The organism is Streptococcus oralis Uo5 (assembly GCF_000253155.1).
GTDB lineage: Bacteria > Bacillota > Bacilli > Lactobacillales > Streptococcaceae > Streptococcus > Streptococcus oralis_L.
The window spans coordinates 1,654,006-1,677,643 of sequence record NC_015291.1 but is presented as its reverse complement, the minus strand read 5'-3'; the positions used below and the strand labels follow the sequence as shown (position 1 = coordinate 1,677,643).

At 42.0% G+C, this 23,638-nt stretch carries 26 protein-coding genes; 24 read left to right on the top strand and 2 right to left on the bottom strand.

Annotated elements, in window-relative coordinates; translation table 11 throughout:
• The first annotated feature begins 60 nt into the window (after positions 1 to 60).
• Positions 61 to 255 (top strand): PspC domain-containing protein, encoded by a 195-nt coding sequence (locus SOR_RS08325; RefSeq protein ID WP_000415531.1) that lies wholly within the window; start codon positions 61 to 63, stop codon positions 253 to 255.
• A 131-nt stretch (positions 256 to 386) separates the two neighbouring features.
• Here the strand turns inward: SOR_RS08325 and SOR_RS08320 are convergent, their stop codons facing one another.
• Complete coding sequence (locus SOR_RS08320; RefSeq protein WP_000060284.1) at positions 387 to 941, bottom strand: GNAT family N-acetyltransferase; 555 nt, start codon at positions 939 to 941, stop codon at positions 387 to 389.
• Positions 942 to 1,050: 109 nt separating this feature from the next.
• Here SOR_RS08320 and SOR_RS08315 point away from each other — a divergent pair, with 109 nt between their 5' ends.
• Together SOR_RS08315 and SOR_RS08310 are read left to right on the top strand one after the other, a co-directional pair.
• Positions 1,051 to 2,421 carry an MATE family efflux transporter gene (locus SOR_RS08315; RefSeq protein WP_013670281.1) on the top strand — a complete coding sequence of 457 codons (1,371 nt, stop codon included), beginning with the start codon at positions 1,051 to 1,053 and terminating at the stop codon, positions 2,419 to 2,421.
• Between the two features lie 203 nt (positions 2,422 to 2,624).
• On the top strand, positions 2,625 to 3,341 hold the full coding sequence (locus SOR_RS08310) for a YebC/PmpR family DNA-binding transcriptional regulator (protein ID WP_000532894.1): 717 nt from the start codon (positions 2,625 to 2,627) through the stop codon (positions 3,339 to 3,341).
• Positions 3,342 to 3,390: 49 nt separating this feature from the next.
• Here SOR_RS08310 and SOR_RS08305 read toward each other — a convergent pair whose 3' ends face one another.
• On the bottom strand, positions 3,391 to 4,095 hold the full coding sequence (locus SOR_RS08305; RefSeq protein WP_041170821.1) for a CD20-like domain-containing protein: 705 nt from the start codon (positions 4,093 to 4,095) through the stop codon (positions 3,391 to 3,393).
• 192 nt (positions 4,096 to 4,287) lie between these two features.
• Here SOR_RS08305 and SOR_RS08300 point away from each other — a divergent pair, with 192 nt between their 5' ends.
• The 21 genes from SOR_RS08300 to ilvC all read left to right on the top strand — a co-directional run bounded on the left by SOR_RS08300 (position 4,288) and on the right by ilvC (position 23,592).
• Entirely contained in the window at positions 4,288 to 4,749 is a 462-nt protein-coding gene (locus SOR_RS08300) for a MarR family winged helix-turn-helix transcriptional regulator (protein WP_000360522.1), read from the top strand.
• Entirely contained in the window at positions 4,733 to 6,502 is a 1,770-nt protein-coding gene (locus tag SOR_RS08295) for an ABC transporter ATP-binding protein (RefSeq protein WP_000731802.1), read from the top strand. Before SOR_RS08300 ends, SOR_RS08295 begins: the two co-directional genes overlap by 17 nt.
• On the top strand, positions 6,492 to 8,252 hold the full coding sequence (locus SOR_RS08290; RefSeq protein ID WP_000428391.1) for an ABC transporter ATP-binding protein: 1,761 nt from the start codon (positions 6,492 to 6,494) through the stop codon (positions 8,250 to 8,252). Before SOR_RS08295 ends, SOR_RS08290 begins: the two co-directional genes overlap by 11 nt.
• Before the next feature lie 96 nt (positions 8,253 to 8,348).
• Entirely contained in the window at positions 8,349 to 8,852 is a 504-nt protein-coding gene (locus tag SOR_RS08285) for a phosphatase PAP2 family protein (protein WP_000800955.1), read from the top strand.
• Between the two features lie 113 nt (positions 8,853 to 8,965).
• Positions 8,966 to 9,412 carry a LytTR family DNA-binding domain-containing protein gene (locus tag SOR_RS08280; RefSeq protein ID WP_000776579.1) on the top strand — a complete coding sequence of 149 codons (447 nt, stop codon included), beginning with the start codon at positions 8,966 to 8,968 and terminating at the stop codon, positions 9,410 to 9,412.
• 5 nt (positions 9,413 to 9,417) lie between these two features.
• The gene (locus SOR_RS08275) at positions 9,418 to 10,092 is read left to right on the top strand and encodes a LiaF transmembrane domain-containing protein (RefSeq protein ID WP_000725730.1); all 675 of its coding nucleotides are present in this window, start codon (positions 9,418 to 9,420) and stop codon (positions 10,090 to 10,092) included.
• Positions 10,093 to 10,196: 104 nt separating this feature from the next.
• Complete coding sequence (rpmB, locus tag SOR_RS08270) at positions 10,197 to 10,385, top strand: 50S ribosomal protein L28 (protein WP_001140948.1); 189 nt, start codon at positions 10,197 to 10,199, stop codon at positions 10,383 to 10,385.
• Between the two features lie 152 nt (positions 10,386 to 10,537).
• Positions 10,538 to 10,903: an Asp23/Gls24 family envelope stress response protein gene (locus SOR_RS08265; RefSeq protein ID WP_000216438.1), complete on the top strand. Its 366-nt coding sequence runs from the start codon at positions 10,538 to 10,540 to the stop codon at positions 10,901 to 10,903.
• Between the two features lie 2 nt (positions 10,904 to 10,905).
• Positions 10,906 to 12,573 carry a DAK2 domain-containing protein gene (locus SOR_RS08260; protein WP_000036689.1) on the top strand — a complete coding sequence of 556 codons (1,668 nt, stop codon included), beginning with the start codon at positions 10,906 to 10,908 and terminating at the stop codon, positions 12,571 to 12,573.
• 125 nt (positions 12,574 to 12,698) lie between these two features.
• On the top strand, positions 12,699 to 12,905 hold the full coding sequence (locus tag SOR_RS08255) for a hypothetical protein (RefSeq protein ID WP_000390701.1): 207 nt from the start codon (positions 12,699 to 12,701) through the stop codon (positions 12,903 to 12,905).
• Positions 12,902 to 13,096, top strand: a complete 195-nt coding sequence (locus SOR_RS08250; protein WP_000709162.1) for a hypothetical protein — start codon at positions 12,902 to 12,904, stop codon at positions 13,094 to 13,096. The genes SOR_RS08255 and SOR_RS08250 overlap by 4 nt, the downstream gene beginning before the upstream one ends.
• Positions 13,083 to 13,958 carry an ABC transporter ATP-binding protein gene (locus tag SOR_RS08245; protein WP_000216047.1) on the top strand — a complete coding sequence of 292 codons (876 nt, stop codon included), beginning with the start codon at positions 13,083 to 13,085 and terminating at the stop codon, positions 13,956 to 13,958. The genes SOR_RS08250 and SOR_RS08245 overlap by 14 nt, the downstream gene beginning before the upstream one ends.
• A gap of 12 nt (positions 13,959 to 13,970) precedes the next feature.
• On the top strand, positions 13,971 to 14,705 hold the full coding sequence (locus SOR_RS08240; RefSeq protein ID WP_000794226.1) for an ABC transporter permease: 735 nt from the start codon (positions 13,971 to 13,973) through the stop codon (positions 14,703 to 14,705).
• A gap of 4 nt (positions 14,706 to 14,709) precedes the next feature.
• A complete protein-coding gene (locus tag SOR_RS08235) occupies positions 14,710 to 15,807 on the top strand; it encodes a sensor histidine kinase (protein ID WP_000890236.1) in 1,098 nt (365 codons plus the stop codon).
• A gap of 1 nt (position 15,808) precedes the next feature.
• Complete coding sequence (locus tag SOR_RS08230; RefSeq protein WP_000772059.1) at positions 15,809 to 16,408, top strand: response regulator transcription factor; 600 nt, start codon at positions 15,809 to 15,811, stop codon at positions 16,406 to 16,408.
• Between the two features lie 318 nt (positions 16,409 to 16,726).
• Positions 16,727 to 17,140, top strand: coding sequence for a 30S ribosomal protein S12 (gene rpsL, locus SOR_RS08225; RefSeq protein WP_001142332.1), 414 nt, complete (start codon positions 16,727 to 16,729; stop codon positions 17,138 to 17,140).
• 19 nt (positions 17,141 to 17,159) lie between these two features.
• Positions 17,160 to 17,630: a 30S ribosomal protein S7 gene (gene rpsG / locus SOR_RS08220; RefSeq protein ID WP_000087873.1), complete on the top strand. Its 471-nt coding sequence runs from the start codon at positions 17,160 to 17,162 to the stop codon at positions 17,628 to 17,630.
• Between the two features lie 287 nt (positions 17,631 to 17,917).
• Positions 17,918 to 19,999 (top strand): elongation factor G, encoded by a 2,082-nt coding sequence (gene fusA / locus SOR_RS08215; protein ID WP_000090340.1) that lies wholly within the window; start codon positions 17,918 to 17,920, stop codon positions 19,997 to 19,999.
• Between the two features lie 323 nt (positions 20,000 to 20,322).
• Positions 20,323 to 22,023 carry an acetolactate synthase large subunit gene (locus SOR_RS08210; RefSeq protein WP_000411743.1) on the top strand — a complete coding sequence of 567 codons (1,701 nt, stop codon included), beginning with the start codon at positions 20,323 to 20,325 and terminating at the stop codon, positions 22,021 to 22,023.
• Positions 22,016 to 22,492 carry an acetolactate synthase small subunit gene (gene ilvN, locus SOR_RS08205; protein ID WP_001253813.1) on the top strand — a complete coding sequence of 159 codons (477 nt, stop codon included), beginning with the start codon at positions 22,016 to 22,018 and terminating at the stop codon, positions 22,490 to 22,492. The genes SOR_RS08210 and ilvN overlap by 8 nt, the downstream gene beginning before the upstream one ends.
• Before the next feature lie 77 nt (positions 22,493 to 22,569).
• Positions 22,570 to 23,592, top strand: coding sequence for a ketol-acid reductoisomerase (gene ilvC, locus SOR_RS08200; protein WP_000290683.1), 1,023 nt, complete (start codon positions 22,570 to 22,572; stop codon positions 23,590 to 23,592).
• The last annotated feature ends 46 nt before the right edge of the window (positions 23,593 to 23,638 follow it).

Genomic DNA, 23,638 nt, shown 5'->3' with positions numbered 1-23,638 from the left:
TTGCAATTTTTTTAATTTGATGATAAAATTAAAACATTCTATAAAAAGGAGACTACTATAATGGAAAAACGCCTTGTTCGTAATGTACAAGATAAAAAGATTGCTGGTGTTTGTGCTGGTGTCGCTGACTACTTTAACATGGACCACACACTTGTTCGTGCACTTTGGATCATCTTCACCCTACTTGGTGGTTCTGGAATCTTAGCTTATGCTGTTCTCTACTTCCTTCTTCCAGAAGGCAATGCAGAAGCTTAAGCCATAGAGAGAATAAAAAGTTTATTCTGATCAGTTGAAAATAAAAAACGCATGTAATCGTAGATTGCATGCATTTTTATATGTAGCTTCTATCGAAAAGAGAGGTTCTTCACCAGATGGATAAGTCTTGTTTAATGGTCACTAAAACGACGATACTCTATATGAAAGTCAAAATAATGTTCATTCTGTAACTTTTGGAAGATATCGCGATAGGCTTCTTCGTCAAAATAGTCGCCACGGTAGAGAATTTCAAAACTCAAACCATCGTACTCTAGAAAAGCGTTGGCTGTTTTAAAGCCATTTTGGCGATAGAAATCCATGCGGGCCTTTCTCTGCTCCAAGTTATCGCATTCTTCATCCAATCGCTCGACTTCGAGTAACATGGTTCGCTGGTAAAAATCAGTCAGCTTTTCGATGATTTCTTTTCCATATCCGTGGCTTCTCAAGTGGGGCATGATGGCAAAAAAACTGATATAGAAGGCCTTTGGATTGGAGATGGCAAAAGCAAAGCCGACAAACTCTTCTTGGTTATAAAAGGCAAAAAAGTGGGCGTCTTCTCGGTCCTGATAGCGCAAGAACTCAGACAGAGGAACTCGTTCTTCCTCGGGGAACGCTTCCTTGTTTAGCTTTTCAACCTTATCCAGATCAGGAAATACATCGGTAATTAATTGACTGGTCAAACTCATAAGTGACCTCCTTTTCTTGATTATAGCAAATTGTCTCTCTGTAAGCAATTGATTGCAAACTTAGTGACAGAGCCTTGTCGCTCCTTTAGAAAGCTGATATAATAGCTTTATGAATAAGAAACGATCCGTGGACTTGATACATGGTCCTATTCTTCCTGCGCTGTTAAGCTTTGCCTTTCCAATCTTGCTGTCAAATATTTTCCAACAGCTCTATAATACTGCGGACGTCTTGATTGTTGGGCGATTTCTTGGTAAAGATTCCTTGGCTGCAGTAGGGGCGACAACGGCCATTTTTGACTTGATTATAGGCTTTACGCTTGGTGTTGGCAATGGCATGGGGATTGTCATTGCCCGCTATTATGGGGCTCGTAATTTCACTAAAATTAAAGAAGCAGTAGCAGCAACTTGGATTTTAGGTGCTCTTTTGAGCATTGTGGTCATGCTGATGGGATTTGTCGGTCTGTATCCACTCTTGCAATATTTAGATACTCCTGCAGAAATCCTTCCTCAGTCCTATCAATATATTTCTATGATAGTGACCTGTGTCGGTGTCAGCTTCGCCTATAATCTCTTTGCAGGCTTGTTGCGGTCCATTGGAGACAGTCTGGCTGCGCTTGGTTTTCTGATTTTTTCTGCCTTGGTCAATGTGGTTCTGGATCTCTATTTCATTACGCAACTGCATCTAGGAGTTCAATCTGCGGGGATTGCTACCATCATTTCACAAGGCTTATCAGCGCTTCTCTGTTTTTATTATATCCGTAAGAGTGTTCCAGAACTGATCCCTCAACTCAAGCATTTTAAATGGGACAAGGCCTTGTATGCGGATCTTTTAGAGCAAGGTTTGGCTATGGGCTTGATGAGTTCGATTGTCTCCATTGGTAGCGTGATTTTACAGTCTTCTGTCAATACCTTTGGAGCTGTGATTATTAGTGCCCAAACAGCAGCTAGACGCATTATGGCTTTTGCTCTGCTTCCGATGACGGCTATTTCTTCTGCTATGACGACCTTTGCCTCTCAAAATCTCGGGGCTAAGCGACCAGACCGCATAGTTCAAGGCCTTGGTGTTGGGAGTCGCCTGAGCATGTCCTGGGCAGGTTTTATTTGTATTTTCCTCTTTTTTGCTAGTCCGACCTTGGTTTCCTTCTTGGCCAGTTCAACAGATACTTACTTGGTAGAAAACGGTAGTCTCTACCTGCAAATCAGTTCAGTATTTTATCCGATTTTGAGCCTTTTGCTGATTTATCGGAATTGCTTGCAGGGCTTGGGGCAGAAATTCCTCCCTCTAGTTTCTAGCTTTATTGAACTAATCGGGAAAATCGTTTTTGTGGTTTTGATTATCCCTTGGGCAGGGTATAGGGGAGTTATCCTTTGCGAACCCCTTATCTGGGTTGCCATGACCACCCAACTGTACTTCTCACTTTTCCGCCATCCCCTGATAAAAGAAGGCAAGGCAGTCTTGGCTGCTAAAGGACACTCCTAGCTGGATTTGCTAATACTCTTCGAAAATCAAATTCAAACCGTGTCAGCTTAGTCTTGCCGTACTCAAGTACAGCCTGCGGCTAGCTTCCTAGTTTGCTCTTTGATTTTCATTGAGTATAAAATAAAATCCCTTTCCTCTAGTGAAAATCGAAAAAACTTGTGTTATAATAAGAAAGATTAAAATGTGAAAAAAGGAGATTCCTAATGGGACGTAAATGGGCCAATATCGTAGCCAAGAAAACGGCTAAAGATGGAGCTAACTCTAAAGTATATGCAAAATTTGGTGTAGAAATCTATGTAGCAGCTAAAAAAGGGGATCCAGACCCAGAATCAAACACTGCTTTGAAATTCGTTATCGACCGTGCTAAACAAGCCCAAGTGCCAAAACACGTTATCGATAAAGCGATTGATAAAGCAAAAGGAAACACAGACGAAACCTTTACAGAAGGACGTTACGAAGGTTTTGGACCAAATGGTTCTATGCTGATCGTTGATACTTTGACTTCTAACGTCAACCGTACCGCAGCTAATGTCCGTGCAGCTTTTGGTAAAAACGGCGGAAACATGGGTGCTTCAGGTTCAGTTTCATACCTCTTTGATAACAAGGGTGTGATCGTATTTGCAGGTGAGGACGCTGATGCGGTCTTTGAGCAATTGCTCGAAGCAGATGTGGATGTGGACGATGTAGAAGCAGAAGAAGGAACAATCACGGTTTACACAGCTCCAACAGACCTTCACAAGGCTATCGTTGCCCTTCGTGAGTCTGGCATCGAAGAATTCCAAGTGACTGAATTGGAAATGATTCCTCAGTCTGAAGTGGAATTGTCAGGCGAAGACCTTGAAACCTTTGAAAAACTTTACAGCGTTCTTGAGGACGACGAAGACGTACAAAAGATCTACACAAACGTAGATGGATTCTAATAGAAAAACGAACAGTTTTACTAGCTGTTCGTTTTTTTGATATTTGAACTTATACTCTAGTTTCAGAATCGTTTTGTTTCTTGCTTTTTTCTAGACCTAGACCGACTGCATGTTTTTGGACGAGCAAGAGCTGTCCATTGTCCTGTTTTGCAAAAGTTAAGGTAACGGTCTTGATCTTGTCGCCAATGGAGATATAGGTGATTTTTCTCGTATCGTATCCTCCGATAGTGGAGTCAAACTCGGAGTCTGGTAGTCCGTGTTTTTTGATAATATCCTTGTAGTTGGTACCACCTTTTCCTTTGTTGTCAAGGTCACCTTCGATTAAGGCGTCGAACTGTTCTTGGGTCCAGGTGAAGGTATCGTTTTCTTCCTCCTCAGGGATGGAATAGGCGCTATCATCTGTCAAGTCGCTTTCTTCTTCGCGCTCCATTGAGGCACTTGCCTCGCTGTAGGAACGGTTAAACTCCCTGATAAACTCTTTGTAGACATTAGCGTACAGTACTTGGGTCGTAAAGAAAAGTACAACAGAGGCAACTGCCAGGGATGTTCCGATAATGGCCATTGTTTTTCGTTTTTTGAGGTTGACGATAAGGCCGATAATCCCCAAGATAAATGCGACAATGGCGATGAAAAATGATAGATAGTTAATAAACGGGATCCAGGATCCTAAAAGTGCGATGGCTCCAAAAATGGTTGCTAAGATTCCTAAAACTCTTTGTTCTTCTGGTTTCATTTGAAAACTTTCTCCCTTCATCGAGTGAATGAATTTCTATCCACAGTAGTTAGTGCTTATTATAGAAAAAATATTGCCTAATGTCAATTTAAACTAAAATAGTTCTCTTGGAAACTTTTTTCTTGACATATTCTCTGAAAATGATAAAATAGTTCTCATTGAAACTTAAATAGTTCTTGTGAGAACTATATTCATCATGAGAAAGGAGCAATCATGGACAAGCCGATGTTAATGTTCAAACGTTTTGGACACCAGGTTCATCTGATGGTACAGAAAGAAGCCAAGCGATGTGGCATTGAATTTATGGGTGGACCGCAAGGGCAGGTTCTGCGTTTTTTAGATCATTGTGAACAAAAAGAGGAACTGGTCCTGATTAAGGATATCGAGCAGGAACTCAATATTACCAAATCTGTTGCGAGTAATTTAGTCAAGCGCATGGTGCAAAATGGTTTGGTCGAGTTAGAGGCGAGTCCGAGCGATAAGCGGGCAAAATTTGTTCGCCTGACGGATAAATCGCGTTCGCAGATGCAAGAAGTTAAGGCTTTTTTTGATCGGATTGATCAGAGCCTGCTAGAGGGTGTTTCAAAGTCAGACTTGGCAATCTTTGAAAAGGTACTCGAGCAATTGCAAGAAAATGTTGAGAAGATAGGAGGAGAGAATGAAGAAACTCGCTAAACGTATTACAGGAAAAGAGTGGGGAATGATTGTCCTTACGATTCTGTTCACTTGTTTCTCGGTCTATCTCGAGTTAGAGGTGCCGACTTATATTTCGCAAATTACAGAATTACTGGGAACGTCTGGAACGCAGTTGGGTGAACTCTGGTCACCAGCTGCGAAGATGATTGGATTGTCTTTATTGGCTTTCTTTTCATCTGTTATGGTTGGTTTCTTTGCTGCTCGCGTTGCAGCCTCCTATACAACCCATCTACGTAGAGATGTATTTCATCAGGTTTTAGATTTTTCACAGACAGAAATCAAACGCTTTTCAATCCCAAGTCTTTTGACTCGGACGACCAATGATATCACACAGGTACAGATGCTCTTTACCATGGGCTTGCAAGTGGTTACTCGTGGGCCAATCATGGCAATCTGGGCTATTGGAAAAATCCTTGGTAAGTCCGAATACTGGCTCTGGGCAGTCGTTGTGGCTGTTATTGTGAATGTCTTGATGACCACCGTTCTCATGACTCTGGCCTTTCCAAAACAATCTGTCATCCAAAAATTGACAGATAAACTCAATAGCATCACTCGTGAAAGCTTGACAGGGATTCGGGTTGTTCGTGCTTATAATGCTGAGGATTACCAAGATGAGAAATTTGAAGCAGCCAATGATGAAGTGACGCGTCTCAATCTCTTTGTCAATCGATTGATGGCGATTATGAACCCGATTATGATGGCAATTTCCAGTGGTTTGACCTTAGCTATTTACTGGATTGGTGCCTATATCATCAACGACGCAAGTTTGGCAGAACGTTTGCCACTCTTTAGTGATATGGTGGTCTTCATGTCCTATGCTATGCAGGTCGTGATGGGCTTCCTGCTCATGGGAGCACTCTTTATCGTTCTTCCCCGTACCTTGGTTTCGGCAGGACGTATCAATCAAGTATTGGATCTGCATTCTTCTATTGAGAATCCTAGTCATGCACAGACAGCGAATCCTTCAGTTCAAGGACAAGTGGAATTCCGTGATGTGACTTTCCGCTACTCTAAAAATTCAGAAGCAGTCGTGGAACAGGTCACTTTCAAAGCAGAAGCGGGTCAAACCGTAGCCTTCATTGGATCGACTGGATCAGGTAAGTCCACGCTTGTCAACCTCTTGCCTCGTTTTTACGACGTTTCAGATGGAGAAATCCTAGTGGACGAAGTTAATGTGCAAGATTATGACTTGCAAGATTTGCGCAATAAGGTCGGCTATATTCCACAAAAAGCTGTACTCTTTTCTGGAGATGTCAAGGGGAACTTGGACTTTGGTAAGAGCAAAGAAACTCCTCTAAGCGAAGCTGCTATGTGGCAAGCCTTGGAATTGGCCCAGTCTAAAAGCTTTATCGAGGAAAAGGAAGCAGGACTTGAATCAGAAGTGGCCCAAGGTGGAACCAACTTCTCAGGAGGTCAAAGACAGCGTTTGGCCATTGCGCGTGCCTTGGCTCGTAAACCAGAGATTCTCATCTTTGATGATTCCTTCTCAGCCTTGGACTACAAGACAGATCGTGTCCTACGCCAAGAACTAGCTGAGAAAACAAAATCCATGACCAAGCTCATCGTAGCGCAACGGATTTCTACCATTATGGACGCCGACCTGATCTTAGTTTTGGATCAAGGTAAAGTCGTGGGACAAGGCACCCACAAGGAACTTCTAGCTACCAACGAAGTCTACCAAGAAATTGCCTACTCACAACTATCGAAGGAGGAATTGGAACATGGAAAATAAAAAAGTGTCGGTCTGGAAACAGTGCAAACCTTATATGGCAGGCCTCCAACTCCCTCTCCTAATAGCAGTTGTGGCTGCAGTCATTTCAAGTATCATTACCGTTTATGGTCCAACCAAGATTAAGGAAATTACAAACTTGATTTCAGATGGCTTGGCTACAGAAATCGACTTGGTAGCTGTGTCAAACATTGCTAGCTTTTTAGTGATTCTCTATGTATTTGGAGCTATCCTTAATTATACACAGGCCTATATCTTTTCAACGAGCATTCAGCATTTTTCAAAACGCTTGCGGACAGCAATCGCTGAAAAAATCAATCGTTTGCCACTTGGCTATTTTGACCGCCATTCACAAGGAGACACCCTTTCGCGCGTGACCAATGATGTGGATACGGCAGCGCAATCTCTCAACCAAAGTTTAGGGACCGTTCTTTCAGCTAGTTTCTTGTTGATTGCTGTCTTGGTGACCATGTTTGGGATGAACTGGATTTTAGCATTGGTAACAGTTGTATCAACCCTTGTTGGTTTTGTGGCGGTTTCCGTAATCATGGCCAAGTCACAGGGTTATTTTAAAGCTCAACAAAATAATCTAGCAGCCGTCAATGGTTATGTGGAAGAGATGTACTCTGGCCATAATGTAGTGACCAGCTACAACGCAGTAGATACCTCCAAAGCGAGATTTGCTGGTTTAAACCAAGACTTGCATGACAGTATCTGGAAATCTCAATTTATCTCTGGTATCATGATGCCAGCCATGATTTTTGTTGGGAACTTTAGTTATGTATTAGTCATCATCGTTGGAGCTGCGCTGGCGTTAGAAGGGCATATCACAATAGGGATTATTGTAGCCTTTATGGTTTACGTACGGACCTTCTCCCAACCTCTGTCACAGATTGCCCAAGGGATTACGAGCTTGCAACAAGCGAGTGCAGCCATGACTCGTGTATTAGAATTTTTGGCTGAAGCAGAGATGCAAGATGAATCTCATAAGGAAAGACAATTGAGCAACATGAAAGGGGAAGTAGTCTTTGATCATGTGTCCTTTGGCTATACACCAGAGCGCACTATCATCCATGACTTTTCTGCGACTGCTCATGCAGGTCAGAAAGTCGCTATCGTTGGACCGACTGGGGCTGGTAAGACAACTATTGTCAATCTTTTGATGAAGTTCTATGAGATAGATAAGGGAAGTATCCGCATCGATGGTGTGGATACCAAGGCTATGAAGCGTTCAGAAGTGCACGATGCCTTCTCAATGGTCTTGCAGGACACTTGGCTTTTTGAAGGAACGATTCGAGAGAACCTGATCTATAATCAGACAGACATCAGTGATGAGCGGATGATGGAAGCCAGCAAGGCTGTGGGAATCCACCACTTTATCATGACCTTGCCAGATGGTTACGACACTGTTTTGGATGACACCGTGACCTTGTCTGTTGGACAGAAACAGCTCTTGACCATTGCTCGTGCCCTTCTAAAAGATGCACCGCTCTTGATTTTGGATGAAGCGACATCCTCAGTCGACACACGTACAGAGGAGTTGATTCAAAAAGCCATGGACCGTTTGATGGAGGGTAGAACTTCCTTTGTCATCGCTCACCGCTTGTCAACGATTCGTAATGCCGACTTGATCTTGGTCATGAAAGATGGAAATATCATCGAACAAGGCAATCATGAAGAACTAATGGCTCAAGGTGGTTTCTATGCGGATCTCTATAATAGTCAATTTACAGAAGATGATGCAGAAGAATAAACCAAAAGAAGGCTTGACGGCCTTCTTTTTCTGCACTATACTAGAAGACAAGCGCCTCACCTAGAGGTAAAAATAAAGTGATAATGAGAAGAATACATGAAAAATTATCAAGAATGGTATAGCAACCTTAGCTCCAAACTAACTAGCCATCCCACCCTTTTATTTCTATTACGCAGTTTCAATTGTTTGATGACAGTCGCCATGCCCCTGGTCTATCTGATCTTGCTAGTCACCACTTACCTGCAACTAGGATTGGGTCAGCAAGTTGGGGTTTATGTGCTTATCCCTGCATCAGGTTTTGTGATTTTGTCTCTTTTTCGTAAGAAAATCAACCACCCGCGACCTTATGAAACTTGGGATATCTGTCCCCTGCTTGAAAAAGATAGCTCGGGACAGTCGATGCCCAGTCGCCATGTCTTTTCGGCAACTATCATTTCCATGGCCTGTCTGCATGCTAGTCTACCTGTTGGCTTAGCATGCTTGCTCTTTTCAGCTTTGCTGGGATTGGTGAGGGTTTTAGGGGGTGTTCATTATCCCAAGGATGTCATCGCTGGCTATGCTTGTGGTCTCATGTGGGGGCTCCTTTTCTTCCTATTCTGACATGTAAGTTAAGCTAGTCCTACAACCACTTACTGCTTCAAAATGACCACTTGCTTTTTTGCCCTTGTATTCCTAACTTAGCTTTGATATAGTAGAGTCAGAAAGGAGATGTGATGAAGTTACGAATTGAGATTGACGGCAATTTAGATGAGACTGAAATTGTCATCAAGACCCCTGCTTTGACAGATGAAATTGCAGACTTACAACGACTTTTGCAAGAGTCAAAGGCTCCGAGGTTGACTTTTTACAAGGGGACAGGTGAATATTATCTAGACCTGTCAGAAATTCTCTTCTTTGAAACTGAAGGGAGCAAGATCTACGCTCATAACCAGAAGGAAGCCTATGAAGTTCGTCTCAAACTTTATGAGTTGGAGTCTATCTTGCCTCGCTATTTTAGTCGAGTTTCCAAGTCAACTATCGCAAACATCCGTCAGATTTACTCAGTGGACAAGTCCTTTTCAGGAACGGGCACCATTTCCTTTTATCAGACGCACAAGGAGGTTCATGTCTCACGGCATTACCAATCCCTCCTAAAAGAAAATCTAAGAAACATGAGGTAAAAAATATGAAAAAGAAAGCATTTGGTATTGTTTTATTGGTTTTAGCAGCTTGGATCTTGCTGCAAGGGAATTTTGGAATTCCTTCTTTGGATGGTAAAATATGGCCTTTGATTGGTATCGCCTTTTTTGCTTACCAATCAGTTGAAGCTTTGCTTCGTCGTCATCTAACTTCAGCAGTTTTTACCGCTCTAGTAGCCTTAATGATTGCGAATCATTTTTATAACATTTTTCCTATTCCAAACCAGTCTTTGTTTTGGGCTAGTATCTTAGCAGTGCTAGGTGTTGGTTATCTGACGCATTCAAGTAAGTTTTGGAATGAAAAAAAATGGTGGTACAATGGGAAAAAAACAGTCGTCACGGATAAGGAAGTCGCTTTTGGTAGCGGGACCTTCTATAAGCAAGATCAAGATCTCGTAGATGACCAAGTGGAAGTCGCTTTTGGGGATGCTAAAATCTACTATGATAATGCAGAGATGCTAGGTGATTTTGCAACTCTGAATATCGAAGTGGCTTTTGGTAATGCAACAGTCTATGTTCCGCAACACTGGCGTGTCGATTTGAAAGTAGAAACCTCCTTTGGTGCAGCTAAGGCAGATTCTCCTGTAGCGCCAACAAACAAAACCTTGATTATCCGTGGGGAAGTTGCTTTTGGTAAACTTGGAGTTGTTTACGTTAAATAAAAAAATAGTTTAGGCCCTTGATAAATTCAAGAAAGTGTGATAACATAGTACGGTATGTGGTGCTAGCACATCCGCTATATTAGATCTAATAGGAGGAAAACACAATGGCTAAAGTATGTTACTTTACAGGTCGTAAGACTGTATCAGGAAACAACCGTTCACACGCGATGAACCAAACAAAACGTGCCGTAAAACCAAACCTTCAAAAAGTTACTGTTCTTATCGATGGTAAACCTAAAAAAGTTTGGGCTTCAGCTCGTGCTTTGAAATCAGGTAAAGTTGAACGCGTTTAATAAAAATGAAAAGACCTAACTGGTCTTTTTCTTTTGCTCTAAGGATAAAACCATTTGAAAAATAGAGTAAATATCCGCCGATACAGCATTCTGCTTTTACACTTGGGCTGAAATATGATAAAATAGAGTATCAACTAGTTGAGGTAAAAAAAATGACTGTAAAAATTAATACAAAAGATGGTCAAATCGAACTGACAGATGAAGTGATTGCAACCGTAGTAGGTGGTGCCGCAACTGAGATTTTTGGTGTGGTCGGTATGGCTAGTAAAAATGCCCTTAAAGACAATTTCCAAGCCCTTCTTGGTAAGGAAAATTATTCTAAGGGTGTTGTCGTGAAGGCAGCCGAGGATGGTAGCATTGCAGTTGATGTTTATACCGTATTGAGCTACGGAGTAAAGATAAGCGAAGTGTCAAAAAACATTCAAGAGCGTGTTCGTTTTAGTTTAGAAAATCAACTAGGAATTACTGCTCAGACTGTGAATGTCTACATTCAAAATATCAAAGTTGTAGGAGAATAATCGTGTCAAAAATTACTACCAGTTTATTCCAAGAGATGGTGCAAGCTGCATCAACTCGTTTGAATAAGCAAGCAGAATATGTCAATTCATTGAACGTCTTTCCAGTTCCAGATGGAGATACTGGGACAAACATGGGAATGACCATTGAAAATGGTGCGAAAGAAGTAGCAGACAAGCCTGCTTCTACAGTTGGAGAAGTAGCGAGCATTCTTGCTAAAGGGCTCTTGATGGGTGCGCGTGGGAACTCAGGGGTTATCACTTCTCAGCTCTTCCGTGGCTTCTCTCAGGCTATCAAGGAAAAAGATGAATTAACAGGTCAAGACTTGGCTCTTGCCTTCCAATCCGGTGTCGAAGTAGCTTATAAAGCGGTTATGAAACCAGTTGAAGGAACAATTTTGACTGTATCACGTGGCGCTGCCATCGGTGCTAAGAAAAAAGCAGAGCAGACCGATGATGCCGTTGAGGTTATGCGTGCAGCCTTGGAAGGCGCGAAAGCAGCTTTGGCTAAGACACCAGAAATGCTTCCAGTCCTTAAGGAAGTTGGTGTGGTAGACTCAGGTGGTCAAGGTTTGGTCTTTATCTATGAAGGATTCCTTTCAGCTCTTACTGGTGAATACAGTGCTTCTGAAGACTTTGTAGCGACTCCTGCTAACATGAGTGAAATGATCAATGCAGAGCACCACAAGTCTGTAGCAGGGCATGTGGCAACTGAGGACATTACCTTTGGTTACTGTACAGAGATCATGGTAGCCCTCAAACAAGGTCCAACTTATTCTAAGGACTTTGACTACGATGAATTCCGTAACTACTTGAATGACTTAGGTGATTCTCTACTTGTTGTCAACGATGATGAAATCGTCAAAGTTCACGTCCATACAGAAGATCCAGGTCTTGTCATGCAAGAAGGTCTCAAATATGGTAGCTTGATCAAGGTAAAAGTGGACAACATGCGTAACCAACACGAGGCGCAAGTTGAAAAAGAAGCAACTCAAGGAAGCAAGCCTGCTGAAACAAAAGAGTATGCTCTTATCGCAGTAGTAGCTGGTCAAGGTTTAGCAGATATCTTCCGTGCCCAAGGTGTGGATTATGTTATCGAAGGTGGTCAGACGATGAACCCTTCAACAGAAGACTTTATCAAGGCTGTTGAACAGGTCAATGCTCGCAACATTATCTTCTTGCCAAACAACAAAAATATCTTTATGGCAGCTCAGTCTGCGGCTGAAGTGCTTGAACAACCTGCTGTTGTGGTAGAAGCGCGTACAATTCCTCAAGGGTTGACCAGCCTTCTTGCCTTTGACCCAAGCAAATCAATCGAAGAAAACAAAGAACGCATGACTGCAGCCCTTGGTGATGTTATCAGCGGTAGTGTAACAACAGCCGTTCGTGATACAACTATCGATGGATTAACAATTCATGAAAATGATAATCTTGGTATGGTAGATGGGAAAATCCTCGTGTCAAACCCTGATATGCACCAAACCTTGACTGAAACTTTGAAACATATGTTGGACGAAGACAGTGAAATCGTGACTTTCTATGTCGGTGAAGACGGAAGCGAAGAACTTGCCAATGAAATTGCCCAAGAAATCGCAGAAGAATTTGAAGATGTTGAAGTAGAGATTCACCAAGGTCAACAACCCGTATATCCATATCTTTTCAGTGTGGAATAAAAATTTAATAGATAAAAAAGAAAGTTGATTTTACAGCTTTCTTTTTTTTATGACATTTGTCATATTTCCTAGTGACAGAAGCATCTAGCTCCGCCAAATTCAAAAGACTATAATTGAAGTATGAAATGGAGGAAGAAGAAATGAAAAATAAAATGATTGTCGCAGTGAGTTTAGTAGCAGCAGGAGTTATGACTTATCTCATGTTTTCAGGATTGGACGAGGGTTTCTATCATTTTCCTTGGGAACTCTTTGCTGGCTTTGGAATGATGTCTTGGCTTGTCAGAGAAGGTTTGAAATTAGTCAGAGATGTGAAAAAGGAGTTTGAGGAATGAAAAAAGCAATCATCTATTTCTTTATCGGCCTGTCACTCTTGGTATGGTTAGTGGAAATATTTACTGGTTGGTTTGACCAAACCGTGCTTCGCCAATTTATTCGTGGTGCTTGGGGTTTCGGATTTATGATTTTCGTTGTGTTCCCTATGGGAATGAAGTGGTTGAAAGGAGAATCTCATGACTGTGATTAAAGTTGAGAAATTGAGTAAGAAAATAAAAGACAAGGAGATCTTGCGGAACATCTCTTTTGAAATCAATGACGGAGAATGTGTCGCCTTGATCGGACCTAACGGAGCAGGTAAGACGACCTTGATTGATTGCCTCTTGGGCGACAAGTTCGTGAGCTCAGGTCAGATAGCTATTCAAGGCTTTGCACCAACAGATCCTCGATTAAAGCAGCTTATTTCTATCTTACCTCAAGAAAATACGGTGGTTCAAGACTTGAAAGTGAAAGAACTCTTATCCTTCTTTCAATCAATCTATCCAAACAGTCTCTCCAATCAAGAAATTGATGACTTGCTGAGATTTTCGGACAAACAGAAAAATCAGCTAGCGGGCAAGTTGTCTGGTGGGCAAAAACGTTTGTTCTCTTTCGTGTTGGCACTAATAGGTCGTCCGAAAATTCTATTTTTGGACGAACCAACTGCTGCCATGGATACCTCGACACGTCAGCATTTTTGGGAAATTGTCAATCAGTTAAAGAAAAATGGTGTCACCATTGTCTACTCTTCTCACTATATCGAAGAGGTAGAACATACGGCTGACCGCATTTTGGTCCTCCACAAGGGTGAATTGATCCGGGATACGACACCTTATGCCATGCGTGGTGAAGAACAAGAAAAACATTTTACGGTACCACTAACTTATCAGGAAGTTATCAGCACTTTGGACCAGATTCAAGGGCTTGAAATCAAGCAAAATGCTCTTTCCTTCACAACCAAAGAAGCCAGCCAGGTATGGAAAGTCTTGCAAGAACAGGGCTGCATGATCGAAGAAATTGAAGTTCGCAATCGAACTCTCTTAGACAGTATCTTCGAAACGACTCAAGATTAAAGGAGATTGATGATGAAAAATATGACAAGTCTCATGAAAGTGGAAATCATTCTGATGAAACGGCAAGCCGTCTACTATTTGCTATCCATCGGACTTCCAAGTGTGTTTTACCTTATCTTTTCTGGTATGATGTCAGGGTCAGATATTCCAGAAATTGCTCTTCAAGCCTATCTTTTTGCCATGACGCTCTTTAGTATCATGTCAAGTGCTTTTTTCAGTATCCCAAGCACACTCGAGTCTGATAAGACAAACAACTGGCAAAAATTGATTCAACATTCTCCCGTATCTATGGTAGAATATTATGTATCAAAACTGTTCAGTACCCTACTGACTTTCTTGTTATCAATTACAGTTGTCTTTTCAGTTGGTCATTTTGTCCGTGGAGTGACTCTGCCTTGGCTTGACTGGATGGTAATTGGTGCTATTTTGCTGATCGGAAGCGTGGTCTTTATCAGCATGGGGGTCTTGGTGAGCTTGCTACCCAGTGCTCAACTGATGACGGTTGTTGGAAATATTGCCTATATTGCTTTGGCTGTTCTAGGTGGACTGTGGTTCCCCTTGGATTCCTTCCCAGAATGGCTCCAATCTATTGGAAAGCTGACTCCAACCTATCAACTGATGCAGGTCGTCTCTACTTATTTGGAACACCATGAATTTAATATTCTTGCTGCCTTGGTTGTGCTAGGCTATACAGTTTTCTTTGGTGTACTGGTAATCCAGCTGAAAAAAAGGATTGAGGTAAAATAAATCTATGTTGGAAAAATTTAAAAACATTCATTATATGTTTCATATTTCAATTGTGTTTATCATCTTTCCTATAGCGGGTGTCATCGTTGGAGATTACCCGCTTTTAACCTTGCTATGGACCCTACTATTTGTCCTAGCTTTCTACTCGGTTTTAGTCAACCAAAATCGCACTGTGCTGTGGATGGCTTGGTGGATCATGCTTGCCTACATTTTTTATACATCGGTTTGGCTGAGTTCGGGTTTCACCTGGTTTATCTTCTATTTATCCAATCTCCTTATTTATGAGCTGGATGAGATTTCTTTTCACTCTTGGCGTTTTGTCAGTTTTGTTGTCTTGCAACCGTTCATTCTGACCGGAATCTATATGGTCAATCATGTTAGTCCCTGGCAGCTACTCTTTTTCTTGGTGACCTTTATCTTTTCCGATGCAATGACCTTTGGTCTTTATCGAATTCGATTGTCGGAGGACATAAAAGAAGAAAAGATGAAACAAAATGCCAAGCTCAATCTTTTCTTGGCCGAAAACGAACGCAGTCGTATCGGTCAGGATCTTCATGACAGTCTAGGCCATACCTTTGCCATGTTGAGTGTGAAGACGGACCTTGCCCTACAACTTCTTCAAATGCAGGCCTATCCACAGGTGGAAAAGGAATTAAGAGAAATACAGCAAATTAGCAAAGAATCAATGCGTGAAGTTCGTACAATTATCGAAAATCTTAAAACCAGAACCCTTGCTTCCGAATTTGCGACTGTTAAAAAAATGCTGGAAATTGCAGGAATTGAGACAGAAATCAATCACCAACTAGATACAGCTAGCTTAACTCAGGAATTAGAATCAACAGCTTCCATGATTTTGCTTGAGTTAGTGACCAATATCATCAAACACGCCAAAGCGTCCAAAGCTTACTTGAAATTAGAACGAACAGAGAAAGAACTCATTCTAACAGTGAGAGATGATGGCTGTGGCTTTGCTTCTCTAAAAGGGGATGAACTCCATACTGCTCGAGACCGTGTCCTTCCTTTTTCAGGAGAAGTAAAGGTGATCAGTCAGAAACATCCGACTGAAGTGCAGGTTCGGCTACCTTATAAGGAGAGAAACTAAGATGAAATTACTTGTTGCAGAAGATCAAAGTATGTTGCGAGATGCTATGTGCCAGTTGCTTACCTTTCAACCAGATGTAGATTCTGTCCTACAAGCCAAGGATGGCCAAGAAGCAATCCAACTTTTAGAAAAAGAGTCTGTCGATATCGCCATTCTTGACGTAGAAATGCCTGTTAAGACAGGCCTCGAAGTCTTGGAGTGGATACGAGCAGAAAAGCTAGAAACAAAGGTGGTTGTGGTGACAACCTTCAAGCGCCCTGGCTATTTTGAACGCGCGATTAAGGCTGGAGTGGATGCCTATGTCTTGAAAGAAAGAAGCATTGCAGACCTCATGCAAACCTTGCACACTGTTCTCGAAGGGCGCAAGGAGTATTCACCTGAATTGATGGAAGTGGTTATGACCCATCCCAATCCGTTGACAGAACAAGAGATTGCTGTCTTAAAGGGAATCGCTCAGGGTTTATCCAACCAAGAAATTGCAGACCAACTCTATCTATCAAATGGAACCGTCCGAAACTATGTCACCAATATTCTTTCGAAACTAGATGCTGGTAATCGAACAGAGGCAGCCAACATTGCAACAGAATCTGGTTGGCTTTGATAAGAAGGGTTAAAAAATTCCAAAACAATAGCTTGAGTTGAAAGAAATCCATACTAAAATGTAGGAGGCAAATCGCCTCCTTTTTTGGTTTAGAAAAGCGGTTAGAACTAGTGTCAAAGAGTTAAAAGATCAGAATAAAAATGAAAAATATCTTGACAATGAAGGAAAAATTGTGTTACAATAATAGACGGTACTTTTTACTTTTGGTCTCTCAAAAGTGTACAGGGACGTGCTGACAAATGTTGCAAAAGTACACACAGATGGTAGCTGTCACCAAGTGTATCATCACCAAAAATAAAAAAACACAGGAGAATGTAGATGCCTACAATTAACCAATTGGTTCGCAAACCGCGTAAATCAAAAGTAGAAAAATCTAAATCACCAGCTTTGAACGTTGGTTACAACAGTCATAAAAAAGTTCAAACAAACGTTTCTTCACCACAAAAACGTGGTGTTGCAACTCGTGTGGGAACAATGACACCTAAAAAACCTAACTCTGCCCTTCGTAAATTCGCTCGTGTACGTTTGAGCAACCTTATCGAAGTTACTGCCTACATCCCAGGTATCGGACACAACTTGCAAGAGCACAGCGTGGTGCTTCTTCGTGGTGGACGTGTAAAAGACCTTCCAGGGGTACGTTACCATATCGTCCGTGGTGCACTTGATACTGCAGGTGTTAACGATCGTAAACAAGGCCGTTCTAAATACGGTACTAAACGTCCAAAAGCATAAGGAAAGGGGATAAAGAGAAATGAGTCGTAAAAATAGAGCTCCAAAACGTGACGTATTGCCAGATCCGCTTTACAATTCACAACTAGTTACTCGTCTTATCAACCGCGTTATGCTTGATGGTAAACGTGGTACAGCTGCTTCAATCGTTTACGGTGCTTTTGAGCAAATCAAAGAAGCTACTGGAAACGATGCACTTGAAGTATTTGAAACAGCTATGGAAAACATCATGCCTGTACTTGAAGTACGTGCACGTCGTGTTGGTGGATCTAACTACCAAGTCCCAGTTGAAGTTCGTCCAGAACGTCGTACAACACTTGGACTTCGTTGGTTGGTAACCATCGCTCGCCTTCGTGGTGAACACACAATGCAAGACCGTCTTGCAAAAGAAATCTTGGATGCTGCGAACAACACTGGTGCAGCAGTTAAGAAACGTGAAGACACTCACCGTATGGCTGAAGCTAACCGTGCCTTCGCACACTTCCGTTGGTAAGAATAAGATACTAAGGGCGTTAAAAAAGCGACTGAAAATTAGGAAGCTTGACGTAGAATCAAAGATTCTAGGAAAGCTTATCTATTTTCCGAGCTTTTAGCCCGAGTTCAATTGAGTTCAAATCAGTTAACTTGAGCTTTTAGCCCGAGTTCAATTCAACTTATCTACAAGTTGAAACCAACAAAAACAAGATAAACATTGAGAACGGGTAGGTCCTGCCTATCCGTTTTTATTAAAATCGTGTTATAATAGAATAGAAATTAAAATAAATAGGAGAAACAAACCTCATGGCACGCGAATTTTCACTTGAAAAAACTCGTAATATCGGTATCATGGCTCACGTCGATGCCGGTAAAACAACAACTACTGAGCGTATTCTTTACTACACTGGTAAAATCCACAAAATCGGTGAAACTCACGAAGGTGCGTCACAAATGGACTGGATGGAGCAAGAGCAAGAACGTGGTATCACTATCACATCTGCTGCGACAACAGCTCAATGGAACAACCACCGCGTAAACATCATCGACACACCAGGACACGTGGACTTCACAATCGAAGTACAACGTTCTCTTCGTGTATTGGACGGTGCGGTTACTGTTCTTGACTCACAATCAGGTGTTGAGCCTCAAACTGAAACAGTTTGGCGTCAAGCAACTGAGTACGGAGTTCCACGTATCGTATTTGCTAACAAAATGGACAAAATCGGTGCTGACTTCCTTTACTCAGTAAGCACACTTCACGACCGTCTTCAAGCAAACGCACACCCAATCCAATTGCCAATCGGTGCTGAAGATGACTTCCGCGGTATCATCGACTTGATCAAGATGAAAGCTGAAATCTATACTAACGACCTTGGTACAGATATCCTTGAAGAAGATATTCCAGCTGAATACCTTGACCAAGCTCAAGAATACCGTGAAAAATTGGTTGAAGCAGTTGCTGAAACTGATGAAGACTTGATGATGAAATACCTTGAAGGTGAAGAAATCACTAACGAAGAATTGAAAGTTGCTATCCGTAAAGCAACTATCAACGTTGAATTCTTCCCAGTATTGTGTGGTTCTGCCTTCAAGAACAAGGGTGTTCAATTGATGCTTGATGCGGTTATCGATTACCTTCCAAGCCCACTTGACATCCCAGCAATCAAAGGTATCAACCCAGATACAGACGAAGAAGAAACTCGTCCAGCATCTGACGAAGAGCCATTCGCAGCTCTTGCTTTCAAGATTGCAACAGACCCATTTGTAGGTCGTTTGACATTCTTCCGTGTATACTCAGGTGTTCTTCAATCAGGTTCTTACGTAATGAACACTTCTAAAGGTAAACGTGAACGTATCGGACGTCTTGTGCAATTGCATGCCAATAGTCGTCAAGAAATCGAAACCGTTTATGCTGGTGATATTGCAGCTGCTATTGGTTTGAAGGATACAACTACTGGTGATTCATTGACAGATGAAAAAGCTAAAATCATCCTTGAGTCAATCCACGTTCCAGAACCAGTTATCCAGTTGATGGTTGAGCCAAAATCTAAAGCTGACCAAGATAAGATGGGTATCGCACTTCAAAAATTGGCTGAAGAAGATCCAACATTCCGCGTTGAAACAAACGTTGAAACTGGTGAAACAGTTATCTCAGGTATGGGTGAACTTCACCTTGACGTCCTTGTTGACCGTATGCGTCGTGAGTTCAAAGTTGAAGCGAACGTAGGTGCTCCTCAAGTATCTTACCGTGAAACATTCCGCGCTTCTACTCAAGCACGTGGATTCTTCAAACGTCAGTCTGGTGGTAAAGGTCAATTTGGTGATGTATGGATTGAGTTTAGTCCAAACGAAGAAGGTAAAGGATTCGAATTCGAAAACGCAATCGTCGGTGGTGTGGTTCCTCGTGAATTTATCCCAGCGGTTGAAAAAGGTTTGGTAGAATCTATGGCTAACGGTGTTCTTGCAGGTTACCCAATGGTTGACGTTAAAGCTAAGCTTTACGACGGTTCATACCACGATGTCGACTCATCTGAAACAGCCTTCAAGATCGCGGCTTCACTTGCCCTTAAAGAAGCTGCTAAATCAGCACAACCAGCTATCCTTGAGCCAATGATGCTTGTAACCATCACTGTTCCAGAAGAAAACCTTGGTGATGTTATGGGTCACGTAACTGCTCGTCGTGGACGTGTAGATGGTATGGAAGCACACGGTAACAGCCAAATCGTTCGTGCTTACGTTCCACTTGCTGAAATGTTCGGTTACGCAACAGTTCTTCGTTCTGCATCTCAAGGACGTGGTACCTTCATGATGGTATTTGACCACTACGAAGATGTACCTAAGTCAGTACAAGAAGAAATCATTAAGAAAAACAAAGGTGAAGACTAATCAGTCCTCACTCTAGAAGGAAGTCACTTAGTGGCTTCCTTTTTTTGTCTTTAACTATTCATTTTTGCTGAATATAGTATACAAATTTGGTCGTTAAGTGAGAAAAATACTAATTCTACCAAGAAAGAAAATATTCTAATTTGATAAATTAAAATAAATAAAGGTTCCTAATTCCGTAGATAACTTAATAAAAATAAGGAAATGATTCATAAATACACTTTTAGATAGAAAATTCAGAAAATTGACTCTTTTGCCTTGAAAATTTTTGAAAAAATGGTATGATAGTAACAAGCTATTTTTTTAAGAGAAGAGAAAGGGGAACAATGGAGAAAATCAGTTTAGAATCTCCTAAGACGGGGTCGGACCTAGTTTTGGAAACACTTCGGGACTTAGGGATTGATACCATTTTTGGTTATCCTGGTGGTGCGGTCTTACCTTTGTATGATGCGATATACAATTTTAAAGGTATTCGCCACATCTTGGGACGCCATGAGCAAGGTTGTTTGCACGAAGCTGAAGGATATGCCAAATCAACTGGAAAGTTGGGCGTTGCCGTCGTCACGAGTGGGCCGGGAGCAACAAATGCCATTACAGGGATTGCAGATGCCATGAGCGATAGCGTTCCCCTTTTGGTCTTTACAGGTCAGGTTGCGCGAGCTGGGATTGGGAAGGATGCCTTTCAGGAGGCGGATATCGTAGGTATTACCATGCCCATTACCAAGTACAATTACCAAGTTCGTGAGACAGCAGATATTCCTCGTATCATTACGGAAGCTGTCCATATCGCAACGACAGGTCGTCCAGGTCCAGTTGTGATTGACTTGCCCAAGGATGTATCAGCCCTAGAGACAGATTTCATCTATTCGCCGGAGGTGAATTTACCAAGTTACCAACCGACACTTGATCCAAATGACATGCAAATCAAGAAAATCTTGAAGCAATTGTCAAAAGCCAAGAAACCTGTTTTGTTAGCAGGGGGCGGTATCAGCTATGCAGAAGCTTCTAAGGAGCTCAATGAATTTGCTGAACGTTACCAAATTCCAGTAGTCACTAGTCTTTTGGGGCAAGGAACCATTGCAACGAGTCATCCGCTCTTCCTAGGGATGGGAGGCATGCACGGTTCTTTCGCAGCCAACATTGCAATGACGGAAGCGGACTTTATGATTAGTATTGGTTGCCGTTTCGATGACCGCTTGACTGGGAACCCTAAGACCTTCGCGAAGAATGCTAAGGTTGCTCATATCGACATTGACCCAGCTGAGATTGGTAAGATTATCAGTGCAGATATTCCTGTAGTGGGGGATGCTAAGAAAGCCTTGCAGATGCTACTGGCAGAACCAACTGTTCATAACAATACTGAAAAGTGGATTGAAAAAGTCACCAAGGACAAGAATCGAGTTCGTTCTTATGATAAGAAAGAACGTGTGGTTCAACCTCAGGCCGTTATTGAACGCATCGGTGAGTTGACGAATGGAGATGCCATTGTTGTCACAGACGTAGGGCAACACCAAATGTGGACAGCTCAGTATTATCCTTACCAAAATGAGCGTCAGTTAGTCACTTCAGGTGGTTTGGGTACCATGGGCTTCGGAGTTCCTGCAGCTATTGGAGCCAAGATTGCCAATCCAGAAAAAGAGGTCATCCTTTTTGTCGGTGATGGTGGTTTCCAAATGACCAACCAAGAGCTAGCAATCCTAAACATCTACAAGGTGCCGATTAAGGTTGTCATGTTGAATAACCACTCACTAGGAATGGTTCGTCAGTGGCAGGAATCCTTCTATGAGGGTAGAACTTCCGAGTCAGTCTTTGATACCCTTCCTGACTTCCAGTTGATGGCACAGGCTTATGGCATCAAAAACTATAAATTTGATAATCCAGAGACGATAGAGAAGGATCTAGAAGTCATTCTGGAGGATGTGCCCATGTTTATCGAGGTGGATATTTCTCGTAAGGAACAGGTCTTACCGATGGTACCAGCTGGTAAGAGCAATCATGAGATGTTGGGGGTGAAGTTCCATGCGTAGAATGTTAACAGCTAGATTGCAAAACCGTTCAGGAGTTTTGAATCGTTTTACAGGTGTCCTTTCTCGTCGTCAAGTCAATATTGAGAGTATCTCAGTTGGTGCGACAGAGAATCCCAATGTATCTCGCATCACCATCATTATTGATGTAGCTTCTCATGATGAAGTAGAGCAAATCATTAAACAACTCAATCGTCAGATTGATGTGATTCGCATTCGAGATATCACAGATAAACCACACTTGGAAAGAGAAGTTATCTTGGTAAAAGTATCTGCTCCTGCTGAGAAGCGTGCAGAAATCTTGGCCATTATCCAACCTTTCCGAGCAACGGTAGTAGATGTGGCTCCAAGCTCAATCACCATCCAGATGACGGGAAATGCTGAAAAGAGTGAAGCTTTATTGCGAGTGATTCGACCATATGGTATTAAAAATATCGCTCGTACGGGTGCAACTGGATTTACCCGCGACTAATACTCTTAGTATAAAATCCAGCATAAATTTGTTAAACCAGCCTATAAGGCAATAAAAATAGAAAAGAGAGAAAAACTATGGCAGTTCAAATGGAATACGAAAAAGATGTTAAAGTAGCAGCGCTTGACGGTAAAAAAATCGCCGTAATCGGTTATGGTTCACAAGGACATGCGCATGCGCAAAACTTGCGTGATTCAGGTCGTGATGTCATCATCGGTGTGCGTCCAGGTAAATCTTTTGACAAAGCAAAAGAAGATGGTTTTGACACTTACACAGTAGCAGAAGCCACTAAATTGGCTGACGTTATCATGATCTTGGCACCAGACGAAATCCAACAGGAATTGTACGAAGCAGAAATCGCTCCAAACTTGGAAGCTGGAAATGCAGTTGGATTTGCTCATGGTTTCAATATCCACTTTGAATTTATCAAAGTTCCTGCAGATGTAGATGTCTTCATGTGTGCTCCTAAAGGACCAGGACACTTGGTACGTCGTACTTACGAAGAAGGATTTGGTGTGCCAGCTCTTTACGCAGTTTACCAAGATGCTACAGGAAATGCTAAAAACATTGCGATGGACTGGTGTAAAGGTGTTGGGGCTGCTCGTGTTGGGTTGCTTGAAACAACTTACAAAGAAGAAACTGAAGAAGATTTGTTTGGTGAACAAGCTGTACTTTGTGGTGGTTTGACTGCCCTTATCGAAGCAGGTTTTGAAGTCTTGACAGAAGCAGGCTATGCCCCAGAATTGGCTTACTTTGAAGTTCTTCATGAAATGAAATTGATCGTTGACTTGATCTATGAAGGTGGATTCAAGAAAATGCGTCAATCTATTTCAAACACTGCTGAATACGGTGACTATGTATCAGGTCCACGTGTGATTACTGAGCAAGTTAAAGAAAACATGAAAGCTGTTTTGGCAGATATCCAAAATGGTAAATTTGCAAATGACTTTGTAAATGACTACAAGGCTGGTCGTCCAAAATTAACTGCTTACCGTGAACAAGCAGCTAACCTTGAAATTGAAAAAGTTGGTGCAGAATTGCGTAAAGCAATGCCTTTCGTTGGTAAAAACGACGACGACGCATTCAAAATCTACAATTAATTCTTGTAAAGAGAGACAGAAGGCGAGTTGGGGGTACCTAACTCGT